The 17,481-nt window shown below is 69.2% G+C and carries 14 protein-coding genes, 2 pseudogenes and 1 riboswitch; of the genes and pseudogenes, 12 read left to right on the forward strand and 4 right to left on the reverse strand.

Translation table 11 applies throughout. The features are described 5' to 3' along the window. A pseudogene (locus tag MMG85_RS17875) lies at positions 1-99 on the forward strand (IS110 family transposase); the annotation flags it as partial. A gap of 284 nt (positions 100-383) precedes the next feature. Here the strand turns inward: MMG85_RS17875 and MMG85_RS17880 are convergent. From MMG85_RS17880 to ompR, 3 genes are read right to left on the reverse strand one after another with little or no spacing between them, the layout of a single operon-like run. Next, the gene (locus MMG85_RS17880; RefSeq protein ID WP_241047266.1) at positions 384-1,298 is read right to left on the reverse strand and encodes an alpha/beta hydrolase; all 915 of its coding nucleotides are present in this window, start codon (positions 1,296-1,298) and stop codon (positions 384-386) included. Positions 1,299-1,319: 21 nt separating this feature from the next. Continuing rightward, positions 1,320-2,585, reverse strand: a complete 1,266-nt coding sequence (locus tag MMG85_RS17885; RefSeq protein ID WP_241047267.1) for an ATP-binding protein — start codon at positions 2,583-2,585, stop codon at positions 1,320-1,322. Then, entirely contained in the window at positions 2,582-3,301 is a 720-nt protein-coding gene (gene ompR / locus MMG85_RS17890; protein ID WP_241047268.1) for a two-component system response regulator OmpR, read from the reverse strand. The genes MMG85_RS17885 and ompR overlap by 4 nt, the downstream gene beginning before the upstream one ends. Positions 3,302-3,493: 192 nt before the next feature. On the opposite strand from ompR, the gene MMG85_RS17895 reads away from it, so the two are divergent. The 10 genes and pseudogenes from MMG85_RS17895 (at position 3,494) to purU (ending at position 14,427) form a co-directional block, all read left to right on the forward strand. After that, on the forward strand, positions 3,494-4,018 hold the full coding sequence (locus tag MMG85_RS17895) for a hypothetical protein (RefSeq protein WP_241047269.1): 525 nt from the start codon (positions 3,494-3,496) through the stop codon (positions 4,016-4,018). Between the two features lie 119 nt (positions 4,019-4,137). After that, positions 4,138-4,389, forward strand: a pseudogene (locus MMG85_RS18560) (hypothetical protein); the annotation flags it as partial. Between the two features lie 51 nt (positions 4,390-4,440). Further along, entirely contained in the window at positions 4,441-5,283 is an 843-nt protein-coding gene (locus tag MMG85_RS17905; RefSeq protein ID WP_241047270.1) for a sterol desaturase family protein, read from the forward strand. Positions 5,284-5,357: 74 nt separating this feature from the next. Beyond that, on the forward strand, positions 5,358-6,722 hold the full coding sequence (locus tag MMG85_RS17910; RefSeq protein ID WP_241047271.1) for a VOC family protein: 1,365 nt from the start codon (positions 5,358-5,360) through the stop codon (positions 6,720-6,722). Positions 6,723-6,940: 218 nt separating this feature from the next. Then, positions 6,941-7,234: riboswitch (cobalamin riboswitch) on the forward strand. 179 nt (positions 7,235-7,413) lie between these two features. Further along, a complete protein-coding gene (locus MMG85_RS17915; protein ID WP_241047272.1) occupies positions 7,414-9,858 on the forward strand; it encodes a ribonucleoside-diphosphate reductase subunit alpha in 2,445 nt (814 codons plus the stop codon). 232 nt (positions 9,859-10,090) lie between these two features. Further along, on the forward strand, positions 10,091-11,110 hold the full coding sequence (locus MMG85_RS17920; RefSeq protein ID WP_241047273.1) for a ribonucleotide-diphosphate reductase subunit beta: 1,020 nt from the start codon (positions 10,091-10,093) through the stop codon (positions 11,108-11,110). A 221-nt stretch (positions 11,111-11,331) separates the two neighbouring features. After that, a complete protein-coding gene (locus tag MMG85_RS17925; RefSeq protein ID WP_241047274.1) occupies positions 11,332-11,739 on the forward strand; it encodes an acyl-CoA thioesterase in 408 nt (135 codons plus the stop codon). Between the two features lie 212 nt (positions 11,740-11,951). After that, complete coding sequence (locus tag MMG85_RS17930; protein WP_241047275.1) at positions 11,952-13,172, forward strand: beta-lactamase family protein; 1,221 nt, start codon at positions 11,952-11,954, stop codon at positions 13,170-13,172. A 70-nt stretch (positions 13,173-13,242) separates the two neighbouring features. Beyond that, positions 13,243-13,560 (forward strand): hypothetical protein, encoded by a 318-nt coding sequence (locus MMG85_RS17935; protein WP_241047276.1) that lies wholly within the window; start codon positions 13,243-13,245, stop codon positions 13,558-13,560. Positions 13,561-13,575: 15 nt separating this feature from the next. Continuing rightward, entirely contained in the window at positions 13,576-14,427 is an 852-nt protein-coding gene (purU, locus tag MMG85_RS17940) for a formyltetrahydrofolate deformylase (protein ID WP_241047277.1), read from the forward strand. A 112-nt stretch (positions 14,428-14,539) separates the two neighbouring features. On the opposite strand, the gene MMG85_RS17945 is transcribed toward purU, so the two are convergent. Further along, positions 14,540-15,877 carry an APC family permease gene (locus MMG85_RS17945; RefSeq protein WP_241047278.1) on the reverse strand — a complete coding sequence of 446 codons (1,338 nt, stop codon included), beginning with the start codon at positions 15,875-15,877 and terminating at the stop codon, positions 14,540-14,542. A gap of 174 nt (positions 15,878-16,051) precedes the next feature. On the opposite strand from MMG85_RS17945, the gene MMG85_RS17950 reads away from it, so the two are divergent. After that, a complete protein-coding gene (locus MMG85_RS17950) occupies positions 16,052-17,344 on the forward strand; it encodes a M20 family metallopeptidase (RefSeq protein ID WP_241047279.1) in 1,293 nt (430 codons plus the stop codon). Positions 17,345-17,481: the final 137 nt, after the last annotated feature.

The raw sequence follows: 17,481 nt of genomic DNA on the forward strand, positions 1-17,481 counted from the left end.
AAACCCGCCAAGGTGGCCCTGGTGGCATCCATGCGCAAACTGCTGGTCATCCTCAACGCCCGCATGCGGGACCATCTCAACGCCTCCCAAACAGCCTGAATCAAGACAGTTGCTCTCCCCGCTGGCGCAGGGAGAGGGGAGTTCACCCGCAGCGCCGCCACGTCGATGTTCCTTCTCCCCGCTGGGGGGGAGAAGGTGCCCGGAGAGCCTGCCCCGTACTCGATACGGGGGCGGATGAGGGGCGCTCCTGGCGCGGACGCTTCCGCTTCATTTCCATAACCTCCATCGAGGAGGGGCGATCGATGCTGGCGTGGGAGCGACGTGAGTCGCGATGAGGCGTTACCGATGGCCCATCGCGACTCACGTCGCTCCTGCGGCGTTGGCTACCGCATCTTTTGCTGCACGAACGCATCCACTGCTTTCGTGTAGTCGGACGGCAACCCGAGCTCGCGATTCACTTCCGCGTGCGAGAGATCCTGCGGCAGCACCGCCATCGCCACGCCCAGCGTCCTCGCCTTCTCCACCATCGCGCGACCCTGCGGACAGGCGTCCCTGCGGCGTGAGGAGCAGACGAACAGCATCGGCACCGCGTCGCGTGTGAGCTGGTGGTACGGCGAGGCGGCGACCCAGTCGGTCGGGTTCCTGCCGAAGGCGGTGTCGTAGATGCGCCGCAGCGGGGGGTTCTCCATCGTCAGCGGGACATCCAGCGCGCCGCTGTCCAGCGACACCACGCCGCGCGGCTTCGCTGCGCCGGCCTCGCGCCACAGCGTGGACGAGGCGCCGACCAGCGCGGCCAGGTGTGCGCCGGCGGAATGGCCCATCAGCATCACGCGCGAGGCATCGCCGTTCCACTCGGGTGCGCGCTTCTGCACGGCCGCCAGTGCACGGGCGACATCGCGCGCCTGGTCGAGCGGCGCGGTGTCGGGCCGCATGCGGTAGTTGGTGGACACCAGGATGTAGCCCTTCGGCAGCCAGTACGCGGCCTTGTGCTCGACCACGCCGGGGTTGTCCTTGTTGCCGTTCTCCCAGCCGCCGCCGTGCACGAACAGGATCACCGGCGCGCGCTGCGGCTGCGCCGGCAGGTACACATCGAAGCGCTGGCGCGGATCGTCGCCATAGGCGAGATCGCGCAGGGCGCGCGCGCCGGCCGGCAACGCGGGCGCGCGCGCGGCGGGTTGGCGCGAGGCCTCGCGCGCCTGCTGCAGGCGTTCGCGGAAGGTCTGCGCGGCCAGCGGCGGCAGCGTGGCCAGCAGCACGCAGGCCAGCAGGCCGGTGCGGAACAGCAGCGGGGTCGTCATGGGGTCACCTCGGCGGGAAGATCAGCCGGCGCGCAGCCACAGTTGTGCGCGCAGGCCGTGGGGGGTGTTGGGCAGCAGGCGCAGCTCGCCACCGTGCTGGTGCGCGACGCGCTCGACGATCGGCAGCCCGAGCCCGCTGCCCCCCTGCGCCTGGTCGTGGACGAAGGGCTGGCGTGCGCGCTCGGCGGCCTCGGCGGACAGGCCGGGGCCGCCATCGGCGACCTCGACCACCCAGGCCGATCCCTCGGCCCACAGGTGCAGCGACAACGGCAACGCGCCATGCCGCTCGGCGTTGACCAGCAGGTTCTCCACCGCGCGCAGCAGCGCCATCGGCTTGCCGGGCAGCAGCGCGTGGTCGGGCAGGTCGACATGCCATGACTTGGCGGTGGCCGCGACCGCATGGCGGCAGATCGCGGCGAGGTCGACGGTCTCGCTGCCTTCGTCGCGGCCGTCGCGTGCGAACGCGACGAACTGGCCGAGGATGGCGTCCATCTCGGCGATGTCGCGATGCATGCTGCGGGTCAGTCCGGGATCGGTGTCCGGCACCATCTCCAGCGCGAACTGCAGGCGGGTCAGCGGCGTGCGCAGGTCGTGCGAGATGCCGGCCAGCAGCAGCGCGCGCTCTTCCGCAGCCGCGCGGACGTCGCGGCTGGCATCGCCCAGCGCCTGCGCCAGGTCGGCGACCTCGCGTGGGCCGCGCGCATGCACGGGCGGCGGCGCATCGCCACGCACGATCGCCGGCGCCGCGGCGGCGAGCTGGCGCAGTGGCTGCACCAGGCGACGCGCGAAGTACGCCGCCGCCAGCCACACCAGCACCACGCAGCCGATCAGCATGAACACCGAGAACCGGCGCATGCCGGTACCCGGGCGCTCGTAGGCGAACGACACCCACAGCGGTTCGCGCGTGGCCGGTTTCAGCCAGATCACCCGCAATCCGCGACCGGCTTCCATCCGCAGCTCGCGCCCGCTGCCCAGCGTGTCCGCCGCCTGTTCGCGCAGCTCCCGCAGCAACGGCGCGAAGCGCGGTCGGGCGTCGGCCGGCGGCGTGCTGCGTACCTCCAGCCCGGCCTCACGCAGCTGCTGCACGGTACGCGCATGCGGCTGGTGTTGATCGAGCGCTTCGACCACGTCGGCGAATCCCTGCATCGCGCGCAGCAACTGGTCGGCCGCCGGCCGCGTGGCCAGTTCGCGTCCCAGCACGAGCGCGAGCACGCCCGCGCCGATCAGCACCAGCGCGATCACCAGCACCAGCTGGCCGAATACGCTGCGCGGCAGCGGCGCCCTCATGGCGTGGCCTCGGGTGGCACGAACACGTAGCCCACGCCCCAGACGGTCTGGATCAGGCGCGGCTGGCGCGGATCGTCTTCCAGCAGGCGGCGCAGCCGCGCGATGGTGACGTCCATGCTGCGCTCGAAGGCCTCGTGCTCGCGGCCGCGGGCCAGGCTCATCAGGCGGTCGCGGCTGAGCGGCTGGCGCGGATGCCGCAGCAGCACCGACAGCACGGCGAACTCGCCGCTGGTGAGCCGCAGCAGTGCGCCGTCGCGGGTCAGTTCGCGCCGGCCCAGGTCCAGTCGGAACGGGCCGAAGACCACGTCGCCGCCGTCGGGCTGCGGTGCGCCCGGGGTGGGACGCGTGCGCCGCAGCACCGAGCGGATGCGCGCCAGCAGTTCGCGCGGATTGACCGGCTTGGGCACGTAGTCGTCGGCGCCGATCTCCAGCCCGACGATGCGGTCGATCTCGTCGCCCTTGGCGGTGAGCATGACGATGGGCGTGACGTCGCCCTGTCCGCGCAGGCGGCGGCAGATCTCCAGCCCGTTTTCGCCCGGCAGCATCAGGTCCAGCACGATCAGGTCGAAGTGGCCGCGGTCCAGCGCCTGCCGCAGCTGCGCGCCATCACCCACGCCGCGCACGTCGAAGCCCTGCGACACCAGGTAGCGCACCAGCAGTTCGCGCAGGCGCACGTCGTCGTCCACCAGCAGCACGCGGGGCAGGGTTTCGTCCATGCGGCCACTATCGCCCGCCGTCGCGACAGCCGGCAAACCCTGGCGGAGGCCGGTTTGTAAGCAGATGTTTCCGCCGCGGCCGGCAGACATATCTGCTGGCAACCACGACACACCTGGCGGCGTTGCCCGCCCTACCGTGGCCCTGCCGCCGCTTCCCCGTGCGGCCTTCCCTTCCCCGCCGAGGATTCCGCCATGAGCAAGACCCCGTTCCTGATCGCCACCGCCTTTGCCCTTTGCGCCACCACCGTGTTCGCCGACCACGCCGAAGCCCGCGAGCGCAGCCGCGCCGTGCAGCGCTCCGCGCAGGGCGGCAGCGTGGCGGTCGAGCGCAGCAATGCGCGCTTCGACAGCCAGCGCCAGCGTGGCTGGCAGGCCGATGGCCAGGGCAATGCCGCCGGTTCGCGCAGCGGCAGCGTCGCCGGCGCCCACGGCGGCAGCGCCGGTGTCGACCGCAGCGCCTACCGCCATGCCGATGGCAGTGCGGGCCGCCAGGGCAGCGCCTACGCCAACGGACCGAACGGTGGCACCGCCAGCACCAGCGGCGGCATCAGCCGCGATGCCGACGGCCATGTCAGCGGCGCACGCAGCACCACCGCCACCGGCGCGAACGGCAACGGCTATACCGGCAGCACGACCGTCTCGGACGGCACGCTGGTACACAGCCGCAGCTGCACCAACGCCGCCGGTGACGTCATCGCCTGTCCGCGCGGCCACTGACCGGACGGCGGCACCCGCTTTCCCGCAGGCGCGGCGGCATGGCACTCCCCCCTGCCGCACGGACGCATTCCCGCGCCGCCGCGCCTGCACCTTTTCCTTCCTTCACTTGGAGATTCCCGATGTCGCGTTCCATCCTGCTTCCGTTCGCCATCGCGCTGTCCGTGTTCGCGCTGGCCGCCCCCGTCGCCGCGCAGCAGCGCACGCTCACCGACGAGCAGAAGGCCACCCTGCTCGAACGCCTGAAAGACGCCGACCGCAATGGCGACGGCCTGATCGACAAGGCCGAAGCCGAGGCCAAGCTGCCGCGCCTGGCCAAGCGCTTCGATACGCTGGATGCCGATGGCGACGGCAAGCTGTCGCCCGACGAAATGCGCGCCGCCGGCCAGAAGATGGCCGCACGGCGTACGCGCTGAGGCAGGGCGATGGACGGCCTTGGTCTGTTCGTCGGCCTGCCCCTGCTGGTGCTGGCCGCCATCGCCGCCGTGGAAGCCGCCTGGCTGGCCCGGCGCGGCGTGCGTTACGACTGGAAGGGCTATTGGGCCTCGTTCGGCGATGCCGCCGGGCGTGCGCTGCTCGGTCTGCTCATCCAGGGCGGCGTGGTGGGCGTGCTGCTGTTCGCGATCTGGGAGTTCCGCCTGACCACGATTGCGATGGACCAGGCGTGGCACTGGATCGCGCTCTTCGTCGGCCAGGAGTTCTGCTATTACGGGATGCACCGCGCCGACCATCGCGTGCGCTGGTTCTGGCTGAACCATTCGGTGCATCACTCGGCCGAGCAGTACAACCTGTCCACGGCGTACCGGCTGGGCTGGACCGGCAAGCTGACCGGTGCGGCGCTGTTCTTCGGCCCGCTGGTCTGGCTGGGGTTCCCGGTGCCGTATGTGGTCGGCGCGCTGGCGGTGAACCTGTTGTACCAGTACTGGCTGCACACCGAGCTGGTCCCCCGGCTGCCGCGCGCCATCGAGTTCGTCTTCAACACGCCGACGCACCACCGCGTGCACCACGCCAGCAATCCGGAGTACCTGGGTTGCAACTACGGCGGCGTGCTGATCGTGTTCGACCGGCTGTTCGGCACCTGCCGCGAGGAAATCCCCGGCATGCCGATCCGCTACGGGCTGGTGGAGCCGGTACGCAGCTACAACCCGGTGACCCTCGCCTTCCACGCCTGGGTGAAGCTGGGCCGCGACCTGCGCCGGGCGCGCGGCTTGCGGCAGCTGGCGATGACGCTGTTCGGGCCACCGGGGTACGTGCCCGGCGACCGCTGAGAGTGGCCGGGGCAGGCGCGGGGCGCGACAATACGCGCCCCTCGCGGCCCCACGCCGCCCGCCTGCCGAGTCCCATGACCGCTTTCGCTTCCCCCGACCGCATCCGCAGCCTGTTTGCCCAGGCCATGTCCGACATGTACCGCGCCGAGGTGCCGCTGTACGGCGACCTGATCGAACTGGTCGGCGACATCAACACCGACACGCTGGGCCGCGATCCCGCGCTGGCCGAACGTCTGCAGCGTGGCGGCGAGACCGAGCGGCTGGATCTGGAGCGCCATGGCGCGATCCGCGTGGGCACGCCGGCGGAACTGGCGATGCTGGGCCGCGTGTTCGCGCTGATGGGCATGCACCCGGTGGGCTACTACGACCTGACCGTGGCCGGCGTGCCGGTGCACGCCACCGCCTTCCGTCCGCTGAGCGAGGAGGCGCTGGCCGCCAATCCGTTCCGCATCTTCACCTCGCTGCTGCGGCTGGAGCTGATCGCCGACGCCGCCTTGCGTGCCGAGGCGGAAGCGATCCTGGCCCGTCGCGACATCTTCACCGCCGGCGCGCGTGCGCTGGTGGCGCAGGCCGAACGCGACGGCGGCTTGTCCGACGCCGATGCGCAGCGCTTCGTCGCCGAGGTGCTGGAAACGTTCCGCTGGCACGGCGACGCGACCGTGCCGCTGGAGACCTACCGCGCGCTGCACGGCCTGCACCGGCTGGTCGCCGACGTGGTCAGCTTCCGCGGCCCACACATCAACCACCTGACCCCGCGCACGCTGGACATCGATGCCGCGCAGGCGGCGATGCTGGCACGCGGCCTGCAGGCCAAGGCGCTGATCGAAGGCCCGCCGCGCCGTGCGGTGCCCATCCTGCTGCGACAGACCAGCTTCAAGGCGCTGGAAGAGGAGGTCGCCTTCCCCGATGCCACCGGCACGCTGGTACCCGGCAGCCACAGCGCGCGCTTCGGCGAGATCGAGCAGCGCGGCCTCGCCCTGACACCGGCCGGTCGCGAGCTCTACGACCGCCTGCTGGCGCAGGTGCGCCAGGCCGGCGGGGCAGGCAACACCGCGGCGGATTATCCGCAGCGGCTGGCCGATGCGTTCGCCGCGTTTCCGGATGACGAAGACACGCTGCGCCGCCAAGGCCTGGGCTACTTCCGCTACCGCCTGACGGATGCGGGTGCCGCACTGCCGGCCGCCGAGCGCGCGGCGATGACGCCCGACGCGTTGGTCGATGCCGGCCATGCCGCCGTCGATCCCATCATCTACGAGGACTTCCTGCCGGTCAGCGCGGCGGGCATCTTCCAGTCCAACCTCGGCGGCGGCGAACAGCGCGCCTACGACGCGCATGCCAACCAGGAAGCGTTCGAGGCCGCACTGGGCAAGGCGATCCATGACCCGTTCGCGCTGTATGCGCGGGCGCAGGATGCGTCGATCGCGGCGCTGCGGCGCTGACGTAGGGCGGGCCTTGGCCCGCCGTCGCCATGCTGGACCTCGCTACGCGGCTTGGCGCGCAACGGTTTCGTCGCATCTCCACGGCACTCGACGCGTGTGATGGTGGGCCAAGGCCCACCCTACGAAGGTTCGCGAGGCGGGCTCAAACCGTGAAACCCGCATGACACCGACCGCCTCTGTTCCACACAACATTTGGTGTTGACGCCTCCCGACACCCCCACTATCTTGTGGCCGTCGGTTCCGGGGATGGCTAGTCTCCGGATGAAAAGGGAAGCCGGTGACGCGTTCGCGCCACTCCGGCACTGCCCCGCAGCGGTAATTGGGAACGACCCCGCCACACAGCACTGAGGCCAGGCCTCGGGAAGCGGCGGGTTAGGTGGAGCAGGAGTGAGTGGGGAGAAGTGAGGAGTGAGTAGCGAAGCATCACCTTCGCTCACTCCTCACTCCTCTTCCCTCACTCCTCGCCTCCAGGCCCATGAGTCCGAAGACCTGCCGACAGCCGCGCGATGCACACCGCGCGGTGCCGGCCGCGGATTCTCCGGGGGGAGATGGCTGGCGAAGCAGGGCGCCCGCAGTCCGTCTGCGCGGTCGCGTTACCTGCGACGCCGCTTCCCCACTGTGGTCCTCCATCCGGCCTTGCGCAGCCCTGCGAGGGACGGGCCGCCGCGTGCACCACGCATGGAGGACTCTCATGACCCCGACCGACACCGTCGTCGCCGACGCCGGCACCACCCCGTCCCAGAAGGACGCGTTCGCCCTGACCCCGCCACCCACCGCCACCGCGATGAGCGTGACCAAGCGCAATGGCGGCCGCGAGCCGGTGGATCTCAACAAGATCGTGCGCGCGGTGCAGCGCAACTGCGAAGGCCTGCACGCCATCGACCCGATGCGCGTGGCCACCCGCACCATCTCCGGTCTGTACGACGGCGCCAGCACGCGCGAACTGGACGAACTGTCGATCCGCACCGCCGCGCTGCTGACCGGCGAGGAACCCGAGTACAGCCGCCTGGCCGCGCGCCTGCTGGCCGGCTACATCACCAAGGAAGTCACCGGCCAGGAAATCCACGCGTTCTCGCAGTCGGTGACACGCGGCCACGAGGTGGGCCTGATCAACGAGCGCCTGCTGAACTTCGTGCAGACCAACGCACGCAAGCTCAACGACGCGCTGGACGCCTCGCTCGACCTCCAGTTCGACTACTTCGGCCTGCGCACGCTGTACGACCGTTACCTGCTGCGCCATCCGCACACGCGCAAGGTGATCGAGACGCCGCAGCAGTTCTTCCTGCGCATCGCCTGCGCGCTGAGCGAGGACGTGCCGGAAGCGCTGGCGCTGTACCGCCGCATGGGCAACCTGGACTACCTGCCCAGCTCGCCGACGCTGTTCAACAGCGGCACCACGCACGAGCAGCTGTCGTCGTGCTTCCTGCTGGATTCGCCGCAGGACACGCTGGAATCCATCTATGCGAAGTACGGCGACATCGCCCAGCTGAGCAAGTTCAGCGGCGGCATCGGCGTGAGTTATACGCGCGTGCGTTCGCGTGGTTCGCTGATCAAGTCGACCAACGGCCACAGCAACGGCATCGTGCCGTGGCTGAAGACGCTGGATTCCTCGGTCGCGGCGGTCAACCAGGGCGGCAAGCGCAAGGGCGCGGCCTGCGTGTACCTGGAAACCTGGCACGCCGACATCGAGGACTTCCTGGAACTGCGCGACAACACCGGCGACGAATCACGCCGCACGCACAACCTCAACCTGGCCAACTGGGTGCCGGACCTGTTCATGAAGCGGGTCGAAGCCGACCAGGCATGGTCGCTGTTCGATCCGCGCGTGGTGCCGGAGCTGACCGACCTGTACGGCGCGGCGTTCGAGCTGGCGTACACGCAGGCCGAACTGCAGGGCAAGGCGGTCAAGGCGATCTCCGCGCGCAAGCTGTACGGCCGGATGATGCGCACGCTTGCCGAAACCGGCAACGGCTGGATGACATTCAAGGACAAGTGCAACGCCGCCAGCAACCAGACGCTGCGCCCGGGCAACGTGATCCACCTGTCGAACCTGTGCACCGAGATCCTCGAGGTCACCTCGGCCGAGGAAACGGCGGTGTGCAACCTGGGCTCGATCAACCTGGCCCGCCATTTCGACAGCGACCCCGACACCGGCCGCGTCTGGTTCGATTTCGACAAGCTGGCCGAAACCGTCCGCCTGGCCGTGCGCCAGCTGGACCGCGTGATCGACCTGAACTTCTATCCCATCGAGACCGCGCGCCGCGGCAACCTGCGCTGGCGCCCGGTCGGCCTGGGCTGCATGGGCCTGCAGGACGTGTTCTTCAAGCTGCGCCTGCCGTTCGACAGCGCCGAAGCACGCGCGCTGTCGGCGAAGATCGCCGAGACCATCTACTTCCACGCGCTGGAAACGTCGGTGGAACTGGCGCAGGAACGCGGCCGCCATCCGTCCTTCGCCGACACCCGCGCGGCGAACGGCGAACTGCAGTTCGACGCCTGGAACGTGGTGCCGGAGAACGTGGAACGCTGGGATGCACTGCGCGCGCGCATCAAGGAACACGGTCTGCGCAACTCGCTGCTGATCGCCATCGCGCCGACCGCGACCATCGCCTCGATCGCCGGCTGCTACGAATGCGTGGAGCCGCAGGTGTCCAACCTGTTCAAGCGCGAGACACTGTCGGGCGACTTCCTGCAGGTAAACCGCTATCTGGTGGACGAACTGAAGAAGCTGGGCCTGTGGACGGCGGAGACGCGCGATGCGATCAAGCTGTCCGAAGGCTCGGTACAGGGCCTGGCGCAGGTGCCGGACACGCTGCAGCAGATCTACCGCACGGCATGGGAAATCCCGATGCGTTCGCTGATCGACATGGCCGCCGGCCGTGGCGCCTTCATCGACCAGTCGGCCTCGCTCAACCTGTTCATGGAAAGCCCGAACATCGGCGCCATGTCATCCATGTACATGTACGCCTGGAAGCAGGGCATCAAGACCACCTACTACCTGCGCTCGCGCCCAGCCACGAGGATCGCCAAGACCACGGTCAGCACAGCGACCACCGTTGAGCCCAAGCGCGAGTACACGCCTACGGAAGCGATTGCGTGTTCGCTTGAGAACCCCGAAGCCTGCGAGGCGTGCCAGTAAACCGTCCCCCTGCGTCGGCTCCGGCCGATGACCCCTGGAACAGCAATATGGACGTTGCCGGCGCATGGAGGCGCCACCTTCCGATTAGAGCCCCTCTCCCACCGGGAGAGGGGTTGGGGTGAGGGTACGGCGGCATCAGGATGCCTCACCGCCGTTGCCTTCGCCGTACCCTCATCCGCCCTCCGGGCACCTTCTCCCGAGGGGAGAAGGAGAACCACGAGAACACCGCACCATGTCCGCCCAACCCAAGCAGCTGCTCCTCGATCCCGGTTTCGAACTGACGCTGCGCCCCATGCGCTATCCGCAGTTCTATGACATGTACCGCGACGCCATCAAGAACACGTGGACGGTGGAGGAGATCAACTTCCAGATCGACATCACCGACCTGCACGCGAAGATGACGCCGGCCGACCGCCACCTGATCCACCGGCTGGTCGCCTTCTTCGCCACCGGCGATTCCATCGTGTCGAACAACCTGGTGCTGAACCTGTACCAGCATCTCAACGCGCCGGAAGCGCGCATGTACCTGTCGCGGCAGCTGTACGAGGAAGCGCTGCACGTGCAGTTCTACCTGACCCTGCTGGACAACTACCTGCCCGATCCGTCGGAGCGCTTCAAGGCGTTCGCGGCGGTGGAGAACATCCCGGCGATCAAGAAGAAGGCCGACTTCTGCTTCAAGTGGATCGACAGCATCCAGGACTTGCAGCGGATCGAGACCCGTGAGCAACGCCGGCAATTCCTGCTCAACCAGATCTGCTTCGCCGCCTGCATCGAGGGCCTGTTCTTCTTCGCCGCGTTCGCCTACGTGTACTACTTCCGCTCGCGCGGCCTGCTGCCGGGCCTGGCCAGCGGCACCAACTGGGTGTTCCGCGACGAGAGCTGCCACATGGAGTTCGCCTTCGAGTGCGTGCGCACCGTGCGCGAGGAGGAACCGGACCTGTTCGACGACCGCATGCAGCAGCAGGTCTACGACATGCTGGAAGAAGCCATCGAGTGCGAGGTGCAGTTCGCCGAGGACGTACTGTCCGGCGGCGTGGCCGGCATCTCGACCCGCGACATGCGCCAGTACCTGCAGCACTGCGCCGACCAGCACTTCGCCAAGCTCGGCATGCCCAAGCGCTACGACGTGCGCAACCCGCTGCCCTTCATGGAGCTGCAGGACGTGCAGGAACTGACCAACTTCTTCGAGCGCCGCGTCTCGGCCTACCAGCTGGGGGTGCAGGGCGAAGTGGGCTTCGATCACGCGTTCTAGCGCAGGTCCGTTGTAGGAGCGACGTGAGTCGCGACCGCGGCAATCAACTCCCTCATGATCCTGCATCGTCATGGGAGGTGTCGGCCTTCATTCTGTCTGCGATGGAACGATCCGCCGTCCAGGCCATTCGTTCATGCGGTCGCGACTGACGTCGCTCCTACACCGGCACAACATCCGCCGCGCTATGCTGCCGCCGGGAGCACGCATACCGGAGCACCACCATGACCGAACTGGCCAATACCGAAGCGCGCCCCGTCGAGGCCCGCCTGCTGCACATGGTCTTCCCCGACCATACCAACCACCTGGGCACGCTGTTCGGCGGCCAGGCGCTGGCGTGGATGGACATGTCCGCGTTCATCGCCGCCTCGCGCTATGCGCGCACCACCGTGGTCACCGCGCGCTCGGAACAGGTCGACTTCAACCAGCCCATCCACAAGGGCGACCTGGTGGAAGTGGTCGCGCGCGTGGTCAAGGTCGGCCGCAGTTCGATGAACGTCGACGTGGAAGTGATCACCGAGAACCTGCTGACCGGCGAACGCAAACTGTGCACGCGCGGACACTTCGTGATGATCGCGCTGGATCCGCTGGGCCGGCCGACCCAGGCACCGCCGCTGCCGCCGGCGGCGTAGGGCGGGCTCAAGCCCGCCACCACGGCACCGTCCGATGTCCCGGACGACGCCATCGCGCCGCAGGGAACGATCCGAGCGTGATCGCAGCGAAGATCGCACCGGCCCTGGCGCGGGGTTCTTCGTGGTCGTTCGTCATGCTTCTGCAAGCTCCCTCTTCGTGCAGCCCCATGACGCTTGAAGCCGCTCCACGTTGCCCCCACCGCCGCCGCTGGTTGACCGCACTCGCTGCAACGCCGCTGGCCGCCAGTGCCTGGCCACGCCTCGCATCAGCCGCCGCCTGCGACGACGCCGCAAACTGGATTCCGCCCGATGCCTTCCTCGCCGATCTGCCGCGGCTGATGCAGGCGCTGCGCGTGCCGGCCATCGGCATGGCGATGGTGGAACGCGGCGAGGTGGTGTGGTCGCGCAACCTCGGCGTTCTGAACGCAGAGACGCAGGCGCCGGTGGCGGACGACACGCTGTTCGAGGATGCCTCGCTGAGCAAGCCGGTGTTCGCCTACCTGGTGCTGCAGCTGGCGGATCGGGGCGTGATCGATCTGGATGCGCCATTGGTGCGCTATCGCCGGATGGACTACCTGGCCGACCATCCGTGGGTGGATCTGGTCACGGCACGCGACGTGCTGCGCCATTCCACCGGCCTGCCGAACTGGCGCAAGGACCCGGCGCACGAAACACTCGTGCCGGCGGTGAAGCCGGGCACGCGGATCGACTATTCCGGCGAGGCGATCTTCTGGCTGCAGCTGGTGGTGGAGACGCTGACCGGCGAGAGCCTGGATGAATCCATGCAGCGCCTGCTGTTCGGACCGGCCGGCATGCGCGACAGCAGCTACACGTGGAGCCGGCAGCTCGCCGCACGTTCGGTGTACGGCCATCGTGCGCTCGATGACGATGACCCCGGCATGCCACCGCAGATGCTGCGCGACACCTGGAACGCCGCGCAGACCATCGCCGATCGGTGGAACAAGCCGCTCTCCGCGTGGCGCTACGAACACGCAGTGCGCGCCCTGCCCGAGGTGCAGGCGATCACGCCGAAGGGGCTGGTGAACTGGCCCGGCGACCTCCTCGCCAACGCCGCGGCCAGCCTACGCACCACGCCCACCGATTACGCCCGCTTCATGGCGCTGATGGTGCGCGTGCGGCGCGAGCCCTGGCAGATCACCGAGACCATGCGCACCGCGATGCTGACCCGGCAGATCGACGTGCCCGGTCGCTGGACCGACAAGGGCTTGGGCTGGAACCTGGAAGCCACCCCGCGCGGCCCGGTGTTCTACCACTCCGGCAGCAACGGCGGCATCTTCAAGAACTTCGCGCTGGGCGACGCCCGCGGCCAGCGCGCGCTGGTGGCACTGACCAACGGCGGCAGCGGCAACGTGCTGTACCGGCGCGTGGTGCGCGCGGCCACCGGGCACGACCTGCTGGCGTTCGACCTGTAGGGGCGGCCGTCGGCCCATGCGGACCAGCGATGTGCTAAACAGCCATCCTCACCGCACCGGAGACGCTGCCATGACCTTCCCCCGTTCGTTCCGTCGTTCGTCCCTCCGTGGCCTTGGCGTGATCGCCGGCGCCTTGGTCTTGTCCGCCTGCGTCAGCACGCCGGGCCCGCAGGTCACCGGCGACGGCCGGTGCAGCGATGCGACGCTGGGGTGGGCGGTCGGGCAGCCGGCGGACGAAGCCACGCTCAAGCGCCTGTCGCGCGAGAGCGGTGCGGGACTGGTGAATCCGATCGCGCCGTCCACCGCTGTCAGGCACGACACGCGGACCGACCGCCTGCGCGTGTACATCGACGCGCAGAACCGCATCACCGCCGCCCGCTGCGAATAATCCACCGACGCCCGCATGCGCCACGACCACATCCTGACCCTCTCCTGCCCGGACACCACCGGCATCGTCTACCGCGTCACCGGCCTGCTGTACGAGTCGGGCTGCAACATCCTGGACGCACAGCAGTTCGGCGACGAGGAGTCGGGGCGGTTCTTCCTGCGCGTGCATTTCGACGTGCCGGGCGCGACCGAGATCGACGTGCTGCACGAAGGCTTCGCCTCGCTGGCGGCGATGTTCGGCATGGACTGGCGCATCCACGACGCCCGCCGCAAGGCCCGGCTGATGGTGCTGGTCAGCAAGCAGGGCCATTGCCTCAACGACCTGCTGTTCCGCGTGCACAGCCGGCAGCTGCCGGTGGAGATCGCGTGCATCGCCTCCAACCATGCCGACTTCGCGCCGCTGGCGCAGTCCTACGGCGTGGCCTTCCACCACCTGCCGGTGACGGCCGACCACCGCGCCGCGCAGGAACGGCAGATCGTCGACCTGGTGGAACGCGAGCAGATCGACCTGGTGGTGCTGGCGCGCTACATGCAGATCCTCTCGCCCGCGCTGTGCGATGCGCTGGCCGGCCGCGCCATCAACATCCACCACAGCTTCCTGCCCAGCTTCAAGGGCGCCAAGCCCTACCACCAGGCGCACCAGCGCGGGGTCAAGATCATCGGCGCCACCGCGCACTACGTGACCCGCGACCTGGACGAAGGCCCGATCATCGAACAGGACGTCGCCCGCGTGGACCACGCGATGACGCCGAAGGAACTGGTGCGCATGGGCAGCGACATCGAATCGCTGGTGCTGGCGCGCGCTGTGCGCCGCCATGTGGAGCACCGCATCCTGTTGAACGGGCACCGGACGGTGGTGTTCCGCTGAGCGCAGTGGCAGCTTCCTGTGGGAGCGACGTAAGTCGCGAGCTCTTCCTCTGGCAACACCAAAAGCCCGCGACTTACGTCGCTCCCACAACCGGCTGTCCCGACATTCCTGCTCAGGCCCCCACGCGCCGCCGCAACCCCACCAGCACCGCGTACACCACCGCCAGCACCACGACGGCCACGCCGATCGCCGTCCATTCGCGCGTGCTCAGCGTGGTGAGGATAGCGACCATGCCGGCGACCGCCAGTCCCGGCACCAGCGGACCGCCGCGCAGCACGAACGGTGCACCGCGTTCACGCAGGTCGGTACGCTGCGCCCGCCATGCGGCGATGCAGACCATCACGTAGACCAGGCAGACGGCGCCACCGGAGATCAGCACCAGCGCCTCGAAGTTGCCCAGCACCGCCAGCACGCAGGCGATGCCGGCATGCGTGGCCAGTGCCAGCAGCGGCACGCGGTGGGTGGCGCTGACCCGGCCGAAGGCCTGCGGCAGGTAACCATCGCGGCCCAGCGCGAACAGCAGCCGCGACGAGCCCAGCAGGTTGCCGAGCAGGAAGCCGGCCATCGACACGCAGGCGGTCACCAGCAGGGCGATGCGCGCCGGATCCCACAGCTTCCCTGCCGCCTCGGCGATCGGCACGCTGCTGCTCGCCAGCGCCGGCCCCAGCACGCCCTGGCAGACGATCTGCAGGCCCAGGTACAGCAGCACCACCAGCAGGATCGCGCTCAGTGCCGCGCGCGGCACGCTGCGCGACGGATCGCGTACTTCGCCGCCGGGAATCAGCGCCGTTTCCACGCCCGAGTAGGCGAATACCACCATCACCATCGCCGCGCCCAAGGCCGTCCACGACGGCACGTCGGCGAACGCGAAGCTGATCTGCGTGGTATCGACGAACGCCAGGCCCACGACCACCAGCAGGAACAGCGGCACCAGCTTCAACGTGGCCAGCGCCATCACCGCGCGTGCGCCCAGCTTCACGCCGAAGGCGTTGAGTGCGTAGATCGCCGCGTACACGCCCAGCAGCAACAGCGCGCGCGGCAGCGGCGCATCGAAGGGGGGCCACAGGCTGGCGACCTGCAGCGACAGCGCGGCAGCGACGCCGGCACTGGACGCCACGTTGCAGATCCACATCAACGCGCCGGCCAGGAAGCCCGGCAGCGTGCCGAACACCGCGCTGACATAGGTGTACGGCCCGCCGGTCGCGGAAGCGCGGCTGCCGATGGCGGCGAAGCACAGCGCCACCGGCACCATCACCAGCGCGCCGGCCAGCAACGCCAGCGGTGCGGCCGCACCGACCTGCGCCGACAGCGCGGCCGGCATCTTGAAGATGCCGCCGCCGACGATGATGTTGATGACCGCCGCCGCCAGCGCCAGGCTGCCGACCGCGCGCAGCAAGGCAGCATCGCCCTGCAGCGGGCGTTGAGGAACAGGATCGGCGTCGCGGGTCATGGGCATGCGGGGTGGTCGGCGGCCTGCGAGCCTGCCACGCGTGCACGGCGAATGCGAGCCGCGCGCCCGCATGCGCTCATGGCGATTCGCCATTGGACGCCCGCGCCGACCGGGCTAGCATCGGGCTCCGCCCACGCTGCGTCCCCTGCCATGTCCCACTGCCACCGACGTTCCCTGCAGGCGGCCTGCCTGCTCGCGCTTTCCACGCTGCTGCCGCTGCCGGGCCATGCCGCGGAGTCCACCGCCGTTGCCGCGCTTGAGCAGGCGCAGCCGAAACTCGTGCAGTGGCGCCGCGACCTCCACCAGCACCCCGAACTCGGCGAGCAGGAGACGCGCACGGCGAAGCTCGTCGCCGATCATCTGCGCGCGCTCGGCCTGACGGTGCGCACCGGCATCGGCAAGACCGGCGTGGTCGCCGTGTTGAAGGGCGCAAAGTCGGGCCCGCGCATCGCGCTGCGTGCCGACATGGATGCGCTGCCGGTCACCGAGCAGACCGGCCTGCCGTTCGCGTCCACGGTGAAGGCCGAGTACCGCGGCCAGCCCGTAGGCGTGATGCATGCCTGCGGCCACGATGCGCACGTCGCGATCCTGATGGGCGTGGCGCAGGCGCTGGTCGCGGCGAAGGACGAGCTGGCCGGCGAAGTGATGTTCGTGTTCCAGCCGGCCGAAGAGGGCCCGCCGGTCGCGGGCGAGGTCTTCGGCGCGGCGCTGATGCTGCAGGAAGGCGTGTTCAAGGACTTCACCCCCGATGCCGTGTTCGGTCTGCATGTGTGGGCCGGCCTGCCGGTGGGCAGCTTGGGATATCGCAGCGGCCCGCTGATGGCGGCAGCGGACGAATGGTCGCTGACCGTGCGCGGCAAGCAGACGCACGGCTCGCGCCCCTGGGACGGCGTGGACCCGATCACACTGGGCGCGCAGATCCTGCTGGGCACGCAGAGCATGATCGCGCGCCAGGTCAACATCGCCACCAGCCCGGTGGTGCTGACGGCCGGCCAGTTCCAGGCCGGCGTGCGCTTCAACATCATCCCGGACGAGGCGAAGCTGGTCGGCACGCTGCGCACCTTCGATTCGGCCGTGCGCGAAGACGTGATCGCCCGCTTCCGCCGCATCGCCACCGACTACGCCCACGCCAGCGAAGGCACCGCGGAACTGCAGGTGGTCAACAACGCACCGGCCACGATCAACCAGCCCGCCCTGACGCAGCGCGTGCGGCCGTCGCTGGAGAAAGCCGTCGGCGCGGCGAACGTGGTGGAGATGCCGCTGGTGACGGTGGCGGAGGATTTCTCCCAGTTCGCCAACACTGTGCCGGGCTTCTATTTCTTCGTCGGCTCCACGTCGAAGGGCATCGATCCGGCCACCGCACCGATCAACCACTCGCCACAGTTCCTGCTCGACGAACAGGCGCTGGAAACCGGTAGCAGGGCGATGCTGCAGGTGGCGCTGGATTATCTGGGTACCCCGCGATAAACCCGGAGTGCCCTCTCCCTGCGCAGCGGGGAGAGCAACTGTCTTGATTCAGGCTGTTTGGGAGGCGTTGAGATGGTCCCGCATGCGGGCGTTGAGGATGACCAGCAGTTTGCGCATGGATGCCACCAGGGCCACCT

It is taken from the genome of Pseudoxanthomonas sp. LH2527 (genome assembly GCF_022539275.1).
Lineage (GTDB): Bacteria > Pseudomonadota > Gammaproteobacteria > Xanthomonadales > Xanthomonadaceae > Pseudoxanthomonas_A.